The 19736-nt window shown below is 59.6% G+C and carries 18 protein-coding genes; 11 read left to right on the forward strand and 7 right to left on the reverse strand.

Annotated elements, in window-relative coordinates; genetic code table 11:
- Positions 1-83 precede the first annotated feature (83 nt).
- Positions 84-1229 carry a porin gene (locus ABLU95_RS13500; protein WP_348879755.1) on the reverse strand — a complete coding sequence of 382 codons (1146 nt, stop codon included), beginning with the start codon at positions 1227-1229 and terminating at the stop codon, positions 84-86.
- Positions 1230-1320: 91 nt separating this feature from the next.
- On the opposite strand from ABLU95_RS13500, the gene ABLU95_RS13505 reads away from it, so the two are divergent.
- Positions 1321-1434 carry a hypothetical protein gene (locus ABLU95_RS13505; RefSeq protein ID WP_032428640.1) on the forward strand — a complete coding sequence of 38 codons (114 nt, stop codon included), beginning with the start codon at positions 1321-1323 and terminating at the stop codon, positions 1432-1434.
- Here the strand turns inward: ABLU95_RS13505 and ybbP are convergent.
- Positions 1411-3825, reverse strand: a complete 2415-nt coding sequence (ybbP, locus tag ABLU95_RS13510; RefSeq protein WP_348879757.1) for a putative ABC transporter permease subunit YbbP — start codon at positions 3823-3825, stop codon at positions 1411-1413. The two genes, ABLU95_RS13505 and ybbP, sit on opposite strands and share 24 nt — an antisense overlap.
- On the reverse strand, positions 3822-4508 hold the full coding sequence (ybbA, locus tag ABLU95_RS13515; RefSeq protein ID WP_032454210.1) for a putative ABC transporter ATP-binding protein YbbA: 687 nt from the start codon (positions 4506-4508) through the stop codon (positions 3822-3824). Before ybbA ends, ybbP begins: the two co-directional genes overlap by 4 nt.
- On the opposite strand from ybbA, the gene tesA reads away from it, so the two are divergent.
- The 3 genes from tesA to ABLU95_RS13530 are packed head-to-tail and all read left to right on the forward strand — an operon-like array spanning position 4479 to position 6814.
- Positions 4479-5102, forward strand: a complete 624-nt coding sequence (gene tesA, locus ABLU95_RS13520; RefSeq protein WP_050533146.1) for a multifunctional acyl-CoA thioesterase I/protease I/lysophospholipase L1 — start codon at positions 4479-4481, stop codon at positions 5100-5102. The genes ybbA and tesA overlap by 30 nt on opposite strands.
- Entirely contained in the window at positions 5092-5901 is an 810-nt protein-coding gene (locus ABLU95_RS13525) for an SDR family oxidoreductase (RefSeq protein ID WP_072096484.1), read from the forward strand. The genes tesA and ABLU95_RS13525 overlap by 11 nt, the downstream gene beginning before the upstream one ends.
- Before the next feature lie 58 nt (positions 5902-5959).
- A complete protein-coding gene (locus tag ABLU95_RS13530; RefSeq protein WP_023288662.1) occupies positions 5960-6814 on the forward strand; it encodes a co-chaperone YbbN in 855 nt (284 codons plus the stop codon).
- 106 nt (positions 6815-6920) lie between these two features.
- Here ABLU95_RS13530 and fetB read toward each other — a convergent pair whose 3' ends face one another.
- The gene (fetB, locus tag ABLU95_RS13535; protein ID WP_004204721.1) at positions 6921-7703 is read right to left on the reverse strand and encodes an iron export ABC transporter permease subunit FetB; all 783 of its coding nucleotides are present in this window, start codon (positions 7701-7703) and stop codon (positions 6921-6923) included.
- Positions 7690-8367 carry an iron ABC transporter ATP-binding protein FetA gene (gene fetA, locus ABLU95_RS13540; RefSeq protein WP_348879760.1) on the reverse strand — a complete coding sequence of 226 codons (678 nt, stop codon included), beginning with the start codon at positions 8365-8367 and terminating at the stop codon, positions 7690-7692. The genes fetB and fetA overlap by 14 nt, the downstream gene beginning before the upstream one ends.
- A 140-nt stretch (positions 8368-8507) precedes the next feature.
- Between fetA and ABLU95_RS13545 the strand changes: the two genes are divergently transcribed.
- Positions 8508-9425: an SPFH domain-containing protein gene (locus tag ABLU95_RS13545; protein WP_004204723.1), complete on the forward strand. Its 918-nt coding sequence runs from the start codon at positions 8508-8510 to the stop codon at positions 9423-9425.
- Positions 9422-9880 (forward strand): NfeD family protein, encoded by a 459-nt coding sequence (locus ABLU95_RS13550; RefSeq protein ID WP_023288660.1) that lies wholly within the window; start codon positions 9422-9424, stop codon positions 9878-9880. The genes ABLU95_RS13545 and ABLU95_RS13550 overlap by 4 nt, the downstream gene beginning before the upstream one ends.
- Here ABLU95_RS13550 and cueR read toward each other — a convergent pair.
- The gene (cueR, locus tag ABLU95_RS13555) at positions 9877-10287 is read right to left on the reverse strand and encodes a Cu(I)-responsive transcriptional regulator (RefSeq protein ID WP_004204725.1); all 411 of its coding nucleotides are present in this window, start codon (positions 10285-10287) and stop codon (positions 9877-9879) included. The genes ABLU95_RS13550 and cueR overlap by 4 nt on opposite strands.
- Before the next feature lie 106 nt (positions 10288-10393).
- Between cueR and copA the strand changes: the two genes are divergently transcribed.
- From copA to ybaK, 3 genes are all read left to right on the forward strand, one after another.
- On the forward strand, positions 10394-12895 hold the full coding sequence (gene copA / locus ABLU95_RS13560) for a copper-exporting P-type ATPase CopA (protein WP_044521405.1): 2502 nt from the start codon (positions 10394-10396) through the stop codon (positions 12893-12895).
- Positions 12896-13025: 130 nt separating this feature from the next.
- The gene (locus ABLU95_RS13565) at positions 13026-13820 is read left to right on the forward strand and encodes a TraB/GumN family protein (RefSeq protein WP_023288658.1); all 795 of its coding nucleotides are present in this window, start codon (positions 13026-13028) and stop codon (positions 13818-13820) included.
- A 201-nt stretch (positions 13821-14021) separates the two neighbouring features.
- Entirely contained in the window at positions 14022-14501 is a 480-nt protein-coding gene (ybaK, locus tag ABLU95_RS13570) for a Cys-tRNA(Pro)/Cys-tRNA(Cys) deacylase YbaK (protein WP_004204728.1), read from the forward strand.
- Between the two features lie 89 nt (positions 14502-14590).
- On the opposite strand, the gene ushA is transcribed toward ybaK, so the two are convergent.
- Positions 14591-16243 (reverse strand): bifunctional UDP-sugar hydrolase/5'-nucleotidase UshA, encoded by a 1653-nt coding sequence (gene ushA, locus ABLU95_RS13575; protein WP_032734896.1) that lies wholly within the window; start codon positions 16241-16243, stop codon positions 14591-14593.
- 369 nt (positions 16244-16612) lie between these two features.
- On the opposite strand from ushA, the gene ABLU95_RS13580 reads away from it, so the two are divergent.
- Both ABLU95_RS13580 and ybaL read left to right on the forward strand, forming a co-directional pair.
- Positions 16613-17833 (forward strand): MFS transporter, encoded by a 1221-nt coding sequence (locus tag ABLU95_RS13580; protein ID WP_023288656.1) that lies wholly within the window; start codon positions 16613-16615, stop codon positions 17831-17833.
- 225 nt (positions 17834-18058) lie between these two features.
- Positions 18059-19735 carry a YbaL family putative K(+) efflux transporter gene (gene ybaL, locus ABLU95_RS13585; RefSeq protein ID WP_023288655.1) on the forward strand — a complete coding sequence of 559 codons (1677 nt, stop codon included), beginning with the start codon at positions 18059-18061 and terminating at the stop codon, positions 19733-19735.
- Position 19736: the final 1 nt, after the last annotated feature.

A 19736-nucleotide genomic window follows, 5' to 3' on the forward strand; every position in this document is an offset into this window, starting at 1 on the left:
CGCCTTAGCCGGGCTACGGGTCCGCAGACGGCGGTGAACCTGTAGCCCCGGTAAGCGCAGCGTCACCGGGGAATGGTTACCGCTTAGAAGTCGTAGCGCAGACGCACCAGGTTCATATCGCCCAGGTTGTCGGTGCTGGAGGTAAACACGTGCTCGTAGTCAACGCGGAAACCATAATCCAGCTGGAAGCTGATCCCCAGACCGTTATCAATACGCTGGTAGTTACGGCCGTTTACATATTCCAGACGGTCGCCCATAAAGTACGGCTGAATAGATTTAATGGCATATTGATTGATCGGGAATTTATAGCCCGCAAAATATTCAATCCCCCAGGCGTCGCCGGCGAAGTAATTATGGACATCGGTTTTTTTGGTAGTGAGGAAGTTCTGATACCAGCCGCCGCCGAAGGAGAAAGTCCAGTTATCCGGGGTCCAGCTCAGCGCGGTACCGACGATGTTCTGGTCATAGGTTTTGCTGTCGGAACTTGACGGGTCGCGCATTTCGGCGCGGGTGTAGTTCCACGCGGTCCCCCAGGTCAGATCCTTCATGATGTGGTAGTCCGCGCCAATAGAACCGCCGCCTTTACGTTTATAGCGCAGACCATTACCCGGCAGGTATTCGCTGTCTTCGAACAGATAGGAGCCGTAAAGATCGACATCGCCAACGGTTTTCTTATATTTCAGCATATTACGTGAACGATAAGAACCATCATAATCGCCGTTAATACCGTTGCCCGGCGCCTGGGCAATCATATCGTAGTCCCAGATATCGGTTTTCACCCCGACCACATCATAGTAAATACTGTTTTGCTGACCGTAGGTTAACGTCCCCCAGGTATCGCTTTTCAGGCCGGTATACAGCATGCGGCGGGTGGTATTGTTCGCCCCTTCCGCGTAGTGATTATCCCAGTCGAACAGCGCCGGAATATTCACCCCCAGCTCGTAGTAGCTGATCCAGCTAATATCATCGAACAGATAGTAGTCCGCGGCGAAACGAAAGCGGGTGCCGCCGTCAAAACCGTTGCGCTTATAGGAGCCTTTATCCCCGTCGCCGGTCATCATATTGAACTGCGGGCGGATACTTCCGCCGACGGTAAAGTTAAGCCGGCTTAACGGATCCCCCGCCTGCGGATCCTGTTTTAGTAAGGTGATCTCCGCGTGGGCAGCCAATGACGTTAACGCTAATGCTGCGCCGATCGAGATCGCCAGCGTTTTTATTGTGTGTGCCATAGTTTTTCCTTGATTAATAAGCAACCTTATATTTTCCAGTTGAATATTAACCGCGAATCAGCACAGCGTGTTGCTGGGTTTTTAATGTTTCGTGCGCTTAAAAATCAATGGTTTATCAATTTGTGCGCTTAAAATAAAAGCGCCGCCAAAAACGGCGGCGCATCATCAACATGTAATATTCTTACTGGCTAAACTGACGGAATAGCGCTTTCCCTTTTAATAAACGCAGCCCCAGCCCGCCGCCGCACAGGGATAACAACACCGCTCCCGTCAGCGGCAGCAACACCCACAGCCGCCAGTCCGGCGCCCAGGGAAAATCAAAGACTTTGGTCTGCAGCATCGCCAGCGCCACTTCGGCGCCTATCGCCGCCACCAGGCCGGAGACCAGCCCCAGCAGGGCAAACTCCGCCCACAGCGTGGCGCGCAGCAGCGATTTCCCGGCCCCCAGCGTGCGCCAGACCACCAGTTCCTGATGACGCTGACGCATACCGACCTGCACCTGCGCCAGCAACAGCAGCACGCCGCAGGCCGTCACCAGGCCTACCATCACCTCCAGCGCCCGGCTGACCTGGGAGAGCACCTGGCCGACCTGACGCAGGATAGCGCCAATATCCAGCAGACTGACGGTGGGAAACTCGCGGTTCAGCTGGGTCAACATCGCAGGACCATTATCCCAGCGGAAGCTGGTGAGCCAGCTCTGCGGCTGCCCGTCCAGCGCCCCGGTGGGGAAAATAAAGAAGAAGTTTGGCCGCAGGCTCTCCCAGTCGACTTTGCGCACGCTGCTCACCTTCGCGCTGAACTCCTGCGTATCGCCGGTAAAGGTCACCGTATCGCCGATTGTCACTCCCAATCGCTGCGCCAGCCCCTCCTCAATCGATACCTCGCCCTGCTTCGGCGGCCAGCTGCCGGCCACCAGCGGATTATGATCCGGACGCTGTTCGCTCCAGGTGAGATTAAGCTCGCGATTCAGCGCTTCGTCTTTATTCCCGTCCGTGGACTGGCCGTTGATCTGCGTCAGACGAGCCCGGACGATCGGATAGAATTCCGCCGCCCGCGTCTGATGTTCGGCGAGGAAGGTCTTCACCGGCATTATCTGCTCAGGGGCGATATTGATCAGGAAGTAGTTCGGGCTCTCCGGGGGCAGCTGCTGCTGCCAGCGGTCGAGCAGATCGCCGCGCAGCACCAGCAGGAGCGCCAGCAGCATAAACGACAGGGAAAACGCCGCCAGCTGGCTGAGGGTCGACCACGGCTGGCGAAGCAGGCGATTCACCGCCAGACGCAGCGGCAAGGCTCTGAGCGTCAGGCGTTTGAGCAGCCACAGCAATCCCCAGCCCACCAGGCCGCACAGCAGCGCCAGCACTACCGCCCCGGCCAGCACTGACCACAGCAGCGGACTGCCGCCCATCAGCCACGCCAGCAGGCCCACCACCACGGCGCTGACCGTCGGGATCCAGATCTTCAGCGGCCAGACGCTGGCCACCACGTCCTGGCGCAGCACTCGCAGCGGCAGGGTCGCCAGCAGCAGCCGATACGGCCGCAGGCCCACCAGCAGGGAAATCACGCCGGTCGCGCCCACCGCCCACAGCCACGGCCAGCCGCTGGCCGGCGGGAGCGCGGCGGGCAGAACCGGTTTGAGCACCAGCAGCAGCAGGCGCTCCAGCGCCAGCCCCGCCACCCCGCCGGTTATCACCGACAGCGCCAGCAGCAGCAGCCACTGACCGACAATCAGCTTGCGCAGCTGCGCCCGTCCGGCGCCCAGCGTCTTGAGTATGGCGACCAGATCGTAGCGGCTGCGGCAGTAGTGGCCCATCGCCACGGCCACCGCCGCGACGGCCAGCAGCAGCGTCAACAGCGCGGATAACAACAGGAATTGCTGCGAGCGTTCGAGGGATTTGCCCAGCGCGCTGTCGTCCTGTTCAAGACCAATCCAGCGATGCTCCGGGCCGAGTTTCGGCAGCAGCCACTGCTCATAACGGGCCAGCTGTTCAGCGTCGCCGGCGAACTTATATCGCCATGCGACGCGACTGCCGGGCTGCACGGCGCCGGTCTTTGCCACGTCGGCCATATTCATCATCAGCCGCGGCGCCATCTGGAAGGGGTTAAACCCCGCATCCGGCTCCTGAATCACTTCCCCGGCAATGCGCAGCGTGGCGTCGCCAACGTCAATCGTATCGCCGGTTTTCAGGTTCAGCAGCGCCATCAGCCTTGGCGCCAGCAGGACGCTGCCCGCCCGGGGCTTCAGCCCCGGCGGCTGCGTCTCGAGAGTGCCATACAGCGGATAGCGGTCATCCACTGCCTTGACGTCCGCCAGCTGCGGCGTATCGCCCGCAAAGGTCATGGTGGCGAAGCTCAGCTGTTCGCCGACGCTCAGCCCTGACTTCCGCGCTTGCGCGATCCACTCAGCGGGTACCTCGCGCGAACTGCGCAGCGTCCGGTCGCCCGCCATAAACTCACGGCTTTGCTGGCTGAGGCCTTTCTCCATTCGATCGCTTATCGACCCCAGGGCCAGCACGCAGGCCACGGCGAGGCTTAACGCCAGCCAGACGATCAGCAGCGACGGCGAGCGCCATTCGCGCCAGAACCAGCGGGCGATCATGCTTCCTCCCGCAGCTGGCCATCCACCAGGCGCAGACGGCGGTCGCAGCGCGCCGCCAGCAGCGGATCGTGAGTGACGAGGATCAGGGTGGTGCCGTGTTCGCGATTAAGCGAGAACAGCAGATCGGCAATTTTGTCCCCGGTCTGGCGATCGAGGTTGCCGGTGGGCTCATCGGCGAACAGAATGGCCGGACGCCCATTGAAGGCCCGGGCCAGCGCCACCCGCTGCTGTTCGCCGCCGGAGAGCTGCGCCGGCAGGTGGTGCAGGCGTTTGCCAAGCCCCAGTTGCTCGAGCAGCGCCCGGGCATCGCCCCGGCTCTGGCTATCGCTGGCGCCGCGCAGCAGCGCCGGCAGCTCGACGTTCTCCAGGGCGTTGAGCGTTGGGATCAGCATAAACGACTGAAATACAAAACCGACGTGCTGCGCCCGCAGCGCCGCCCGCGCCTCCTCATCCATCCGATGCAGCGGTTTGCCCAGCATCGATACTTCCCCGCTGCTGCCATCGTCCAGGCCGGCGAGGATCGCCAACAGGGTCGATTTACCGGAGCCCGACTCGCCGATCAGGGCGATGGTCTGCCGCGGTTTGACAACCAGCTCAACTCCGGTAAGGATGGTGAGCTGATGCTCCCCCTGACCGACGGACTTCTTAAGATGATGAACTTCAAGTATGTTTTCCGCTGGCATGTGCCTTTCCTGTTTTTGTTCCTGTTTACCTGCCGCGCGATGGCGGCGGACACGCTGCTGATCCTCGGCGACAGCCTGAGCGCTGGCTATCGGATGGCGGCCAACGCCGCGTGGCCTGCGCTGCTCAATGAGAAGTGGCAGGCGAAAACGCCAGTGGTGAACGCCAGCATCAGCGGCGATACCTCCCAGCAGGGACTGGCCCGTCTGCCAGCGCTGCTTAAGCAGCATCAGCCGCGCTGGGTGCTGGTTGAGCTCGGCGGCAACGACGGGCTGCGCGGATTTCCGCCGCAGCAGACCGAGCAGACGCTGCGCACCATCATTCAGACGATCAAAGCGGCCAACGCCGAGCCGCTGCTGATGCAAATTCACCTGCCGGCGAACTATGGCCGCCGCTATAATGAAGCCTTCGGCGCGATTTACCCGGCCCTGGCCAAAGAGTTCGCTATTCCTCTCCTGCCCTTTTTTATGGAGGAGGTGTATCTGAAACCCCAGTGGATGCAGGACGACGGCATTCACCCGAATCGCGACGCGCAGCCGTTTATCGCCGACTGGATGGCGAACCGGCTGGCTCCCTTAGTTAATCATGACTCCTGAACGCCAGGGGTCGCTGACAGGTAAAGTTATGCAAAAAACGGTTTTAGTGACAGGCTGTTCCAGCGGAATTGGTCTGGAAAGCGCGCTGGATTTAACCCGCGAGGGCTTTCGCGTGCTGGCAGCCTGCCGCAAAGCGGAGGACGTGGCGCGAATGCAGGAGCTGGGGCTAACCGGTATTTTGCTCGATCTGGACGACCCGCAGAGCGTGGAGCGCGCGGCGGCGGAGGTGATTGCGCTGACCGATAATCGTCTCTACGGCCTGTTCAATAACGCCGGATACGGCGTCTATGGCCCGCTGAACACCATCAGCCGCCAGCAGATGGAACAGCAGTTTTCCGCCAACTTTTTTGGCGCCCATCAGCTCACCATGCTGCTGCTGCCGGCGATGACCCCGCACGGCGAAGGGCGCATCGTGATGACCTCCTCGGTGATGGGGCTTATCGCCAGCCCCGGCCGCGGGGCCTACGCCGCCAGCAAATATGCCCTTGAGGCATGGTCCGATGCGCTGCGCATGGAGCTGCGCCACAGCGGTATTCAGGTCAGCCTGATTGAACCGGGCCCGATCCGCACCCGCTTTACCGATAACGTCAACCAGACGCAAAGCGACAAGCCCGTTGAAAACCCGGGCATCGCCGCCCGTTTTACCCTCGGGCCGGAGGCGGTGGTGGAAAAAGTGCGCCACGCTTTTACCAGCGATAAGCCGAAGCTACGCTACCCGGTCACCCTGGTCACCCACGCGGTGGCGCTGCTCAAGCGCCTGCTGCCAGCTCGCGCGATGGACAAAATTATCCACGGCTGAGTTGAAGCGCGGAATGCCGCCCCCATGTAAAACAGAAATCGACTAACGAGAAATGCCCATGTCCGAACAGAATATTGTCAACATTAGCGAAGCGAACCTGCAGCAGACGCTACAGCAGTCTATGAACGTCCCGGTGCTGTTTTACTTCTGGTCTGCCCGCAGCCAGCACTGCGAACAGCTGACCCCGGTTCTTGAGCGTCTGGCCGCGCAATACAATGGCCAGTTTACGCTGGCGAAGGTCGATTGCGACGCTGAGCAGATGCTCGCTTCACAGTTTGGTCTGCGCGCCATCCCTACGGTTTATCTGTTCCAGAACGGCCAGCCGGTGGACGGTTTTGAAGGCCCGCAGCCGGAAGAAGCGATCCGCGCCCTGCTGGATAAAGTCCTGCCCCGCGAAGAGGAGCTGAAAGCTCAGCAGGCGCTGGCCCTGATGCAGGAAGAAAAATACGCCGATGCCCTGCCGCTGCTGAAGGAAGCCTGGCAGCTGTCGAATCAGGAGAGCCAGATTGGCCTGCTGCTGGCGGAAACGCTGATTGCCCTGCACCGTTCCGATGAAGCGGAAAGCGTGCTGAAAACCATCCCGCTGCAGGATCAGGATACCCACTATCAGGGTCTGGTGGCGCAGATTGAGCTGCTCAAACAGGCCGCCGACACGCCGGAAATCCAGCAGCTGCAGCAGCAGGTGGAACAGAATCCGGAGGATGCGCTGCTGGCCTCCCAGCTGGCGCTACAGCTGCATCAGGTCGGGCGTAACGAAGAAGCGCTGGCGCTGCTGTTCAGCCATCTGCAGAAGGATTTAGGCGCCGGCGACGGCCAGGCGCGCAAGATGCTGCAGGAGATCCTCGCCGCCCTCGGTACCGGCGATGCGCTGGCCGCCAAATACCGCCGTCAGCTCTATTCGCTGCTGTACTAATTCGTTGCCTGCCCCGGATAGCGCTGCGCTATCCGGGCTATGCGAACGAGGCGCAACGTAGCCTTAGTAACCCGGGTGAGGCGTGAACGCCGCAACCCGGGATCGTTCACGGGCGTTTTTTCAGCTGCGTCACCACCAGCTGATGGCGGGCGTTGAAGAACTTCCGGTAGGTCAGATAGCCGGCGATAATCGTCGACAGGCTGGCGGTCGACAGCAGCATAAATGTCACCATGATCTGGTACTTAATCGCCTTCACCGGGTCAATACCGGCAAAAATTAGTCCCGACATCATCCCTGGCAAACTCACCAGGCCGACCGTTTTCGCTGAATCGACGGTGGGAATCAATGACGCGCGGATGCTGTCGCGGATCAGCCGCGCCGAGGCCATCTTCGGCGTCGCGCCGAGGCTGAGCTTCTCCTGAATCTGCTGCTGCTCGCTGCTGAAGCGCTGGCCCATATTGTTGTAGCACAGCCCCACCGCCACCATGGCGTTCCCGGCCACCATCCCGGCAATCGGGATCACCTGCATCGGGACGAAGGCTATCGAGCCAGAGAACACCAGCACTGCCAGCGTCAGCCCAGCGCCGGTGGTGATGGCGATAAATGACGAGACAAACGCCTTATCGATATATTTACTGCGCTTTTTGGCATTCCACGCCGCGTTAAAGCAGATAAACAGCACCATCAACAGCGTCAGAACCGCATGGTTGACGTTAAAGATATATTTCAGCACATAGCCGACGATAATCAGCTGCACGATCGCCCGGCAGATGCTCCAGAGAATATCTTTTTCCAGCGCCAGCTTTTCCCGATAGCTCACCAGAATAGCGATCAGCACCAGCACCATCGACAGCGCCAGCGATTCGTTCGTAATGTTATGCCCGTTCATGCTGTGTCTCCTGCATGTTTCCGCCGGCAGGTTGCAGCGTAATTACTTCATCGGCATGCGAAATTTCATTGCGATCGTGGGTGACCCAGAGAACAGCGACCTGTTTTTCCGTCGCGTAGCCATGAATAATGTCATTCACATTCTGTTTATTACTGTCATCCAGCGCGCTGGTAATTTCGTCCAGCAGCAGCACGCGCGGCAGAAATTGTAAATTGCGGATCAGCGATACGCGCTGCTTTTCACCGCCCGACAGTTCGTTAATCGATTTTTCCAGCATATTTTCGCCAAGACCAAAGCGCTGCAGATCGGCCACCAGCGCCTGCGGATCCGGTTGTTTATTACGGATCTGCCACGGAAAAATCAGGTTATCGTAAACCGAATCCCCGAACAGCGCCGGCGTCTGCGCACAATAAGAGACCTGCTGGCGATACCTTTCCGGCGACAGCGTCGCGACATCGGCATCATCGAAAAACAGACGTCCGGAGGTCGGGCTGAGCAGCGAGGCGATAATTTTCAGCAAGGTGCTTTTCCCGCAGCCGGAAGGCCCGGTAATCAACTTGAATTCCCCGGGTCTGAGCTGAAGGTTGATATTATGTAAAATAACTGCGTCGTCGGCCTTAAATCCCACATCCTCGAGACGCAAAAGCGCGTTATTTTCCTTCATGAGTCTTCCTGATTATTTTCTGAAACACCGCTAGTTTACCCCACTTTCCTTTCTCCAGGATGAGGAGAAAGATATACTCAATTTAAACATGCGCTATTTCCTTGTAGCGCCCCACCAGGCAACAAGACAGGAGGTTTTTGATGCTGATTTTTATTCCTATCCTTATTTTCGTCGCGCTGGTCATTGTGGCCGCGGCGGTGAAAATCGTCCCGCAGGGCTACCAGTGGACGGTGGAGCGCTTCGGGCGTTTTACCCAGACGCTGCAGCCGGGATTAAGCTTAGTCGTGCCGTTTATGGACCGCATCGGCCGCAAAGTGAACATGATGGAGCAGGTGCTCGACATCCCGTCACAGGAGGTGATCTCCCGGGATAACGCCAACGTCACTATCGACGCCGTTTGCTTTATTCAGGTGGTTGACGCGCCGAAGGCCGCCTACGAGGTCAGCAATCTTGAGCAGGCGATCGTCAACCTGACGATGACCAACATCCGTACCGTGCTCGGCTCGATGGAGCTGGACGAAATGCTCTCCCAGCGCGACAGCATTAACACCCGCCTGCTGCATATCGTTGACGACGCCACCAACCCGTGGGGGGTGAAAATCACCCGCGTCGAAATTCGCGACGTTCGCCCACCAGCGGAACTTATCGCCTCGATGAACGCCCAGATGAAAGCCGAACGAACCAAGCGCGCTTATATTCTCGAGGCCGAAGGGGTGCGTCAGGCGGAAATACTGAAAGCGGAAGGGGAAAAGCAGTCGCAGATCCTCAAGGCGGAGGGCGAGCGGCAGTCCGCGTTCCTGCAGGCGGAGGCCCGCGAGCGTTCCGCTGAAGCGGAAGCCCGCGCCACCCAGATGGTCTCCTCGGCGATCGCCTCAGGCGATATTCAGGCGATCAACTACTTCGTGGCGCAGAAATACACCGATGCGCTGCAGCAGATTGGCGCCGCCAACAACAGTAAAGTGGTGCTGATGCCGCTGGACGCCAGCAGCCTGATGGGATCGATCGCCGGGATCAGCGAGCTGATCAAAGAAGGCGCTGGCGATCGGAAAAAATCATGATCGACCTGATCCTCGCCCACCCCCATCTGTTCTGGCTTAGCCTCGGCGGGCTGCTGCTGGCGGCCGAGATGCTGGGCGGCAGCGGATACCTGCTATGGAGCGGCGTCGCCGGCGTGGTGACCGGCGCCCTGACCTGGCTCCTGCCGCTGAGCTGGGAATGGCAAGGCACGCTGTTTGCCGTCCTCACTCTGCTGGCGGCGTGGCTGTGGTCGAAGTGGCTGCGCAAGCGCGTCAAACTGCAGCGTCCTGCCGATGCTCAACTCAACCAGCGCGGGCTACAGCTGATTGGCCGCCGTCTGACGCTGGATACCCCGCTGGTAAACGGCCGCGGCCACGTGCGCGTGGGCGACAGCTCCTGGCCGGTGATGGCTGACGAGGACCTCGCCGCGGGCAGTCAGGTCGAAGTGGTCGCCGTGGAAGGGATTACGCTGCGGATCAGACCCGTTGTTCGTTAAGCCTGCGCCTTGCGATGACAACAGCCGGAAAGATTATCGATAATCGGGCACTCCGCGCTGTCGTCGCCGGGGCAGGATTCAGCCAGCGCCAGCAGGTGCGCGCGCATATTTTGCAGCTCGCGGATATGGTTCTCGATATCCGCCACTTTCTCCAGCGTGCGTTTTTTCACATCGGCGCTGTGCCGTGACGGGTCGTTGAATAGCGCCACCAGCTCGCGGCACTCTTCCAGATTAAACCCCACCTGCCGCGCCTGGCGCAGCAGCGTGAGCTCATCGAGATGCTGCTGACCGTAGGTGCGGTAGCCGTTTTCGCTCCGCAACGGCGGCGTCACCAGCCCCTTCTCTTCGTAAAAACGAATCGCTTTGCTGGTTAAACCGGTTTTTTTCGCCACATCGCTGATATTCATTTTTTCTCCTTGACCTTCCCCTTGCTGGAAGGTTTAACCTTCTTAATACTCGATGAAAGAGTGGTTCTGGTCAATCGTTGACCGGAAAATTATTCAGGAGTTATTTATGTCTAACACTATCGACCTGACGCTGGATGGCCTCTCCTGCGGCCACTGCGTTAAACGCGTGAAAGAGAGTCTGGAGCAGCGTCCTGACGTTGAGCAAGCGGAAGTCACCCTCACTGAAGCCCATGTGACGGGCAGCGCCAGCGCACAAGCGCTGATTGAAACCGTTAAACAAGCCGGATACGGCGCGGAGCTCAGCCACCCAAAGGCTAAACCGCTGGCAGAATCATCAATCCCGTCGGAAGCACTGACAGCGGCCACTCCTGAGCTTCCGGCAGCCCATGACGAAGATGACAGTCAACAGCTGCTGATCAACGGCATGAGCTGCGCCAGCTGCGTCTCCCGGGTACAGAACGCGCTTGCCGCGGTGCCGGGCGTCTCACAGGCGCGGGTTAACCTGGCGGAACGCACGGCGCTGGTGATGGGCAGTGCGTCCGCCGCAGAATTAGTGCAGGCGGTGGAGAAAGCGGGCTACGGCGCGGAGGCAATCGAGGACGATCTGGAACGCCGCGAACGGCAGCAGGAAACCGCCATCGCCACCATGAAACGTTTTCGCTGGCAGGCGATTGTCGCCCTGCTGGTCGGCGTGCCGGTGATGGTCTGGGGCATGATCGGCGATAACATGATGGTCAGCGACGACAACCGTTCGCTGTGGCTGGTCATCGGCCTCGTCACCCTGGCGGTGATGGTCTTCGCTGGCGGCCACTTCTACCGCAGCGCGTGGAAAAGCCTGAAAAACGGCACTGCCACCATGGATACGCTGGTGGCGCTCGGTACCGGCGTCGCCTGGCTGTACTCGATGAGCGTCAACCTGTGGCCACAGTGGTTCCCGATGGAAGCCCGCCATCTCTATTACGAAGCCAGCGCAATGATTATCGGCCTGATTAACCTCGGCCATATGCTGGAGGCCCGCGCCCGCCAGCGCTCCTCAAAAGCGCTGGAAAAACTGCTCGACCTGACGCCGCCTTCGGCGCGGGTCGTTACGCCCGAGGGCGAGAAAGATCTGCCGCTCGCTGAAGTTCAGGCCGGCATGACGCTGCGCCTGACGACCGGCGACCGCGTCCCGGTCGACGGCGTGATAAGCCAGGGGGAAGCCTGGTTTGATGAAGCGATGCTCACCGGCGAACCGGTACCGCAGCAAAAAGGCGACGGCGACGCCATTCACGCCGGCACCGTAGTGCAGGACGGCAGCGTGCTGTTCACCGCCAGCGCCGTCGGCAGCCAGACAACGCTGGCACGTATTATCCGCATGGTGCGCCAGGCGCAGAGCAGCAAGCCGGAGATCGGCCAGCTGGCGGATAAAATCTCCGCGGTGTTTGTCCCGGCGGTGGTCGCCATTGCGCTGATTAGCGCTGCGATCTGGTACTTCTTCGGCCCGGCGCCGCAGATCGTCTATACCCTGGTGATCGCCACCACGGTACTGATTATCGCCTGTCCGTGCGCCTTAGGCCTGGCGACGCCGATGTCGATTATCTCCGGCGTTGGCCGGGCGGCGGAATACGGCGTGCTGGTGCGCGACGCCGATGCTCTGCAGCGCGCCAGTGAACTCGACACCCTGGTGTTCGATAAAACCGGCACCCTGACCGAAGGCAAGCCGCAGGTGGTGGCGGTGAAAACTTTCGCAGACGTTGATGAGATGACCGCGCTGCGTCTTGCCGCCGCGCTTGAGCAGGGTTCAAGCCATCCGCTGGCGCGAGCGATCCTTGATAAAGCCGGAGACAGCCCGTTGCCGGAAGTGAGCGGCTTCCGCACCCTGCGCGGCCTTGGCGTCAGCGGCGAAGCGGAAGGCCATCGCCTGCTGCTCGGTAACCAGGCATTGCTCAACGAGCAACATATCGCCACCGGCGATATAGAAAGCGAGATGATGGCGCAGGCCTCGCGCGGGGCTACGCCGGTGCTGCTGGCGGTAGATGGTCAGGCGGCCGCGCTGTTCGCCATCCGTGACCCGCTACGCGAAGACAGCGTCGACGCTCTGGCGCGCCTGCATCGTCAGGGCTACCGCCTGGTGATGCTCACCGGGGATAACCCCACTACCGCGAATGCTATCGCCAAAGAAGCCGGCATTGATGAAGTGATTGCCGGCGTGCTGCCGGACGGTAAAGCCGACGCCATTAAGCGTCTGCAGAGCCAGGGGCACAAAGTGGCGATGGTGGGCGATGGGATTAACGACGCCCCGGCGCTGGCGCAGGCGGATGTCGGGATCGCCATGGGCGGCGGCAGCGATGTCGCCATTGAAACGGCGGCGATCACCCTGATGCGCCATAGTCTTCACGGCGTGGCCGATGCGCTGGCGATTTCGAAGGCGACCTTACGCAATATGAAGCAGAACCTGCTGGGGGCCTTTGTCTACAACTCGCTGGGCATCCCGATTGCCGCCGGGATCCTCTGGCCGCTGACCGGCACGTTGCTCAATCCGGTGGTCGCCGGCGCGGCGATGGCGCTGTCGTCGATTACCGTGGTGAGTAACGCTAACCGCCTGCTGCGCTTTAAACCAAAAGCGTAAGCGTTGTTGAGGAAAGCGGGCGCTGACAGGGTCGGCGCCCGCTTTTTTACCGGGACAAGAAAAGCCCGCCGGAAGGGTGACGTGTATCACCATATGCGCTAGCATGAATGCCTCACACTTCGGAGCGCGTATGGGCCTGTTAAACCGGATAAAAATGCTGTGGCGAGCCGCCGTCGGCTCGTCTTATTCCTGGCCTGCGATGGATATCGTCCTGCCTGGCGAACGCTATCTGCACCTCGTCGGCAGCATCCATATGGGCACCCGCGATATGGCGCCGCCGCCAGCGAAGCTGCTGAAAAAAATACGCCAGGCCGATGCGTTAATCGTTGAGGCCGATATCAGCGGCAATGAAACCCCGTTTAGCCATCTCCCCGCTTATCCGCCGCTGGCGGAGCGCCTGAGCGACGCGCAGCTGAGCGAGCTACAGACGCGAGCCGGTGAACTCGGCCTGTCGGTCGCGCTATTCGACAGCCAGCCGCTGTGGCAGGTGGCGATGGTTCTGCAGGCCACCCAGGCGCAGAAGCTGGGGCTGCGGCCGGATTACGGTATCGATTATCAGTTGCTGATGGCCGCCCGCGAGAGCAACATAGCGGTGATGGAGCTGGAAGGCGCCGACAGCCAGATCGCGCTGCTGCGCGACCTGCCCGATGGCGGAATGGCGCTGCTGGAGGATACGCTGACCCACTGGCGCACCAACGCCCGTTTACTGCAGGTCATGATCGGCTGGTGGCTGGAGCAACCGCCGTCGCGCGGCGCGGTATCGCTGCCGACGACCTTCAGCCAGTCTTTATATGATGTGCTGATGCACCAGCGCAATCTCGCCTGGCGCGAGACGCTGCTGGCCCTGCCGCCGGGGCGCTACGTGGTCGCCGTCGGCGCGCTGCATCTGTATGGCGAAGGGAATCTGCCGGATATGCTGACATAAAAAAATGGCCAATATTGCTATTGGCCCGTCAAAGAGGAATTTCATCATTATTATTATCCCGGGATTTGCATCCCGGATCGTCTGATTGTCGCTCAAAGTGACCATCACTGCCAACACTATTGCGCAAGATGGTACTATTTTTTAGACAACCTGCGGGCGTATTCTGACGTCACGCAAAACCGGTTGGTAAGAAGGATAGCTATGACTCCCGCCGTTAAATTACTCGAAAAAAACAAAATCCCCTTTCAGATCCACAGTTACGATCACGATCCCAATGAGACCAACTTCGGTGATGAAGTGGTGCGCAAGCTCGGCCTCAATGCCGACCAGGTTTACAAGACCCTGCTGGTCGCCGTAAATGGCGATATGAAGCATCTGGCGGTCGCCGTCACCCCGGTCGCCGGGCAGCTGGATTTGAAGAAAGTGGCGAAAGCGCTGGGCGCCAAGAAAGTCGACATGGCCGACCCGATGGTGGCGCAGCGTATCACCGGCTATCTGGTGGGCGGCATCAGTCCGCTGGGGCAGAAGAAGCGCCTGCCGACGGTGATTGACGCCCCGGCGCAGGAATTTGCCACCATTTACATTTCCGGCGGCAAACGCGGGCTGGATATTGAGCTGGCGGCCAGCGATCTGGCGCAGCTGCTGGATGCGAAGTTCGCCGATATCGCCCGCCGCGATTGATGACGCGCCCCGTGCCCGGTAAGCGCAGCGCCACCGGGAAAGCGCCCGGATAGCGACGCAGCGCGCTTTATCCGGGCTTCCCGTCAGGGTTACTGCCAGCTCACCTCGCCTTTCGGCTCATAGGCGGCGGCATCCAGCGGCGAGTTCTTCTCGATATACTCTTTCAGCACTTCGGCATCGATAAAGCCGGTATTCACATACCCGGGTTTATCGGCGATGTTCGGATAGCCATCGCCGCCGGTGGCGTTAAAGCTCAGCGTCGCCATCCGGTAGGTCTTCGCCGGATCCACCGGTTCGCCTTTGATTTTCAGATCGTTCAACTTGCCGTCTTTGGCCACAAAGCTGACGTTCGCAAACTGCGGATAGGCGCCGGAATCCGGCTTCATCTGCGCGACGGCGGTCAGGTAATCCACCACCTCTTTGCCGCTCATATCGACATAGGTCAGCACATTGCCGAACGGCTGGACCTTCATCACATCCTTGTAGGTGATATCGCCCGCCTCGATGGAGTCGCGGATCCCACCGCCGCTCATCACCGCGAAATCCGCGTTACTGCGCGCCATCTGCGCCGCCAGCAGCAGGTGGCCCATATTGGTCTGCACGAAGCGCACTTTACTGCGATCGCCCTCCAGATGACCATTCACGCTGCCGATTTTGACCTGCAGTTGCGCCTTACCTTTGTTCTGGAACGGCGTCAGCAGCGACATCATCTGCGGGTTCTCCGCGATCTGCGGCGTATACAGCACCCGCTCGCTTTGGCCGTTATCGTATGTCACTTTTTTCTTCAGGTTGACCGGGATCAGCTGATAGTGCACCAGCTTCATCTCACCGTTGCGGAACTCAAAATCGGCGCGGCCGACGTATTTGCCCCACTCATGCGCCTGGACGATCCAGATGCCATTCTGGCGATCCGGGGCGCACGGCGTCCCTGGCACATAGTCGACCTGTTTTTTATTTTCCGACGCCATGCACACCGGATCCTGCGAGTGACCGCCGACGATCATCGCCAGCGAGCCCGCGGGTAAACTGCGTGCCATCTCGACATCCCCCGGCGCGTTAGACCCGTGGTTGCCGTTGTCATAGTGGCCCATATGGGTGGTGGCCAGGATCACGTCCGGCTTTTCATTCTGCTGCAGCTCCTGGATCACCAGCTTCGCCTCTTCCGCCGGTTTGCGGAATTCGATATCGGTGAAATATTCCGGATTGCCAATCTTGGCCGTATCGTCAGTGGTTAAGCCAATTACCGCGATTTTTAACCCGCCGCGTTTAAACAGCGCCCAGGGTTTGAACAGCCGTTCGCCGGTGCTTTTCTGATAAATATTGGCCGACAGGAACGGAAACTTCGCCCACTTTTCCTGCTGGCGCAGCACGCTCAGCGGATTATCAAACTCATGGTTCCCCACCGCCATCGCGTCGTAGCCGATCAAGTTCATGCCGCGAAAATCGGGCTCTGCATCCTGTAAATCAGACTCCGGCACCCCGGTATTGATATCCCCGCCGGACAGCAGCAGAACGCTACCGCCTTCGGCCGCCACCTCTTTACGAATACCGTCCACCAGCGTTTTTTGCGCCGCCAGGCCATATTCGCCGTAGTCATTGCGCCAGAAATGGCCGTGGTGATCGTTGGTGTGCAGGATGGTAATTTTATAGGTTTTATCCTGCTCATAGGCCTGCGCGGACAGGCTGCCCAGCGATAAAGCGGCGAATAACGCCAGCGCCACGCTGTGTTTGAAATAATGCATGCTTCACTCCCTGACTTAATCCCAAGTGCCGAAAGTATAGCGAGTTAGCCGCGTTGACAAATATGTTTTCAGAATTGCGACTTCCTTCAAACCTTATCAACAGGTATGTTAGTCGGATAATAATTCTACCCGTCATACTTCAAGTTGCATGTGCGTTGGCAATAACTCGGCCCATCCCTGGGCCTCGCCCTTACGGGCGCAGTGAACTGCGTTCAAATTCGTTCCTGACGAATTTGTCCTCGCTCACCCCAGTCACTTACGAGAGTAAGCTCCTGGGGATTCGCTGCGTCGCCGCCTGCCTGCAACTCGAATTATTTAGGGTAACAACCTGCATTCTCTACAACAAATCGAACTCGCTGAAGTGAACCTATGACAACCAACCAATCCGCTCAGACCTTACCCAGTACCGACGCGCCGCCGCAAAAAGCGCGCACCTCGTTTGGCATCTTAGGCGCGATCAGCCTGTCCCATTTGCTTAACGATATGATCCAGTCGCTCATACTCGCTATCTACCCGCTGCTGCAAGCCGAGTTCTCCCTTACCTTCGTGCAGATTGGGATGATCACCCTCACCTTCCAGCTCACCTCATCGCTGTTCCAGCCGGTGATTGGCTACATCACCGATAAACGATCGATGCCGTGGTCGCTGCCGGTGGGCATGTGCTTTACCCTCTGCGGTTTGATCCTGCTGGCGCTGGCCGGTAGCTTCGGTATGGTGCTGCTGGCCGCCGCGCTGGTGGGTACCGGCTCCTCGGTTTTCCATCCGGAATCATCCCGCGTGGCACGGATGGCCTCCGGCGGCCGTCACGGCCTGGCCCAGTCGCTGTTCCAGGTCGGCGGCAACTTCGGCAGTTCGCTTGGCCCGCTGCTGGCGGCGGTGATCATCGCCCCGTATGGTAAAGGCAACGTCGCCTGGTTCGTGCTGGCCGCCCTGCTGGCTATCGTCGTGCTGTCGCAAATCAGCCGCTGGTACGCCGCGCAGCACCGGATGAATAAGGGCAAACCGAAGCCGGCGATCGTCAATCCGCTGCCGCGCAATAAGGTGATTCTGGCGGTAGGTATTCTGCTGATGCTGATTTTCTCGAAATACTTCTATATGGCGAGCATCAGCAGCTATTACACCTTTTATCTGATGCATAAGTTCGGCTTATCGGTGCAAAACGCCCAGCTGCATCTGTTTGCCTTCCTGTTCGCGGTGGCCGCCGGGACGGTGATTGGCGGGCCCGTTGGCGATAAGATTGGACGAAAATATGTTATTTGGGGCTCTATCCTCGGCGTGGCGCCTTTCACCCTTGTTTTACCCTATGCCAGCCTGGAATGGACCGGGATTTTAACGGTGATCATTGGTTTTATCCTCGCCTCGGCCTTCTCCGCTATTCTGGTCTATGCCCAGGAGCTGCTGCCGGGACGTATCGGCATGGTTTCAGGCCTGTTTTTCGGCTTCGCCTTTGGTATGGGCGGCCTTGGCGCCGCGGTGCTGGGCCTGCTGGCGGACCATACCAGCATCGACCTGGTATATAAAATCTGCGCCTTCCTGCCGCTGCTGGGATTCCTGACGATATTTCTTCCTGATAACCGGCAAAAAGCCTGATTATCCGGCGGCCAAAGTGTAACGCTGGCCGCCGTTACCCCTTGCGCCATCGGCCTGATGCGCGCATTCCTCTCTCGATTTTTCCTTCTGTGCCTTTTCAGCGGCCAATTGCATTTTTTTGCACAATTCAAGAATTATTCATAAACAAAGTGAACGTTTTTGTCATAAACTATTACGCGGACAGGGTAGCAAAATGGACCGATTCACCACTGGAAAGGAGACGGAATGCACCACGCAACACCGCTAATCACCACCATTGTCGGCGGCCTCGTGCTCGCCTTTATTCTCGGCATGATTGCCAATAAGCTACGTATTTCTCCTCTGGTGGGATATCTCTTAGCGGGCGTGCTGTCCGGACCTTTCACCCCTGGCTTTGTTGCTGACACCAAACTGGCTCCGGAACTGGCGGAGCTCGGCGTGATCCTGCTGATGTTCGGCGTCGGCCTGCATTTCTCCCTCAAGGATCTGATGGCGGTAAAGTCGATCGCCATTCCCGGGGCCATCGCCCAGATAGCCGTGGCGACGCTGTTGGGTATGGCGCTCTCCGCCGCCCTTGGCTGGTCGCTGATGACCGGCATCGTCTTTGGTCTGTGCCTCTCCACCGCCAGTACCGTGGTGCTGCTGCGCGCCCTGGAGGAACGACAGCTGATTGACAGTCAGCGCGGGCAGATCGCCATCGGCTGGCTGATTGTGGAAGACCTGGTGATGGTCCTGACGCTGGTCCTGCTGCCGGCGGTGGCCGGTATGGCGGAGAAAGGCAACCTCGGCTTCGCTTCCCTGGCCCTCGACCTCGGGATCACCATTGGCAAAGTGGTGGCCTTTATCGCCATTATGATGCTGGTCGGCCGTCGGCTGGTGCCGTGGATCATGTCGCGCAGCGCGGCCACCGGCTCGCGCGAGCTGTTCACCCTGTCGGTGCTGGCTCTGGCGCTGGGCATCGCCTTCGGCGCCGTGGAGCTGTTTGATGTCTCCTTCGCCCTCGGCGCCTTCTTTGCCGGCATGGTGCTTAACGAATCCGAGCTGAGCCACCGTGCCGCTCATGACACCCTGCCGCTGCGCGACGCCTTCGCGGTGCTGTTCTTTGTCTCCGTCGGCATGCTGTTTGACCCGATGGTGCTGGTCCAGCAGCCGCTGGCGGTGCTGGCGACGCTGGCGATCATTATCTTTGGTAAATCCGCAGCCGCCTTTTTCCTCGTGCGTATGTTTGGCCACTCGCCGCGTACCGCACTGACCATTGCCGCCAGCCTGGCGCAGATTGGTGAATTTGCCTTTATTCTCGCCGGCCTGGGGATGGCGCTTAACCTGCTGCCGCAGGCCGGGCAAAACCTGGTGCTGGCCGGAGCGATCATCTCGATTATGCTCAACCCGGTACTGTTCACTCTGCTGGAGAAATATCTCGATAAAACCGAAACCCTCGACGAGCAGACCCTGGAAGAGGTGCTGGAAGACGAGAAGCAGGTGCCGGTCGATATCTGCAACCACGCGCTGCTGGTCGGTTTTGGCCGCGTCGGCAGCCTGCTGGGCGAGAAGCTGATGGCCCAGGGGATCCCGCTGGTGGTGGTTGAAACCTCGCGCACCCGCGTGGATGAGCTACGCGAGCGCGGGATCAGCGCGGTGCTGGGCAATGCCGCCAATGAAGAGATCATGGAGCTGGCGCATCTCGACTGCGCCCGCTGGCTGCTGCTGACCATTCCCAACGGCTATGAGGCCGGCGAGATTGTCGCTTCCGCACGAGAAAAATGTCCGCATATCGAGATTATCGCCCGCGCCCATTATGATGACGAAGTGGATTACATTATCGACCGTGGGGCCAATCAGGTGGTGATGGGCGAGCGGGAAATTGCCCGCGCCATGCTGCAGCTTCTGGAAACGCCACCCGCCGGTGAAGTGGTCACCGGCTGAT

The organism is Klebsiella sp. GG_Kp146, assembly GCF_040061975.1.
In the GTDB taxonomy this organism is placed as follows: Bacteria; Pseudomonadota; Gammaproteobacteria; order Enterobacterales; family Enterobacteriaceae; genus Klebsiella; species Klebsiella quasipneumoniae.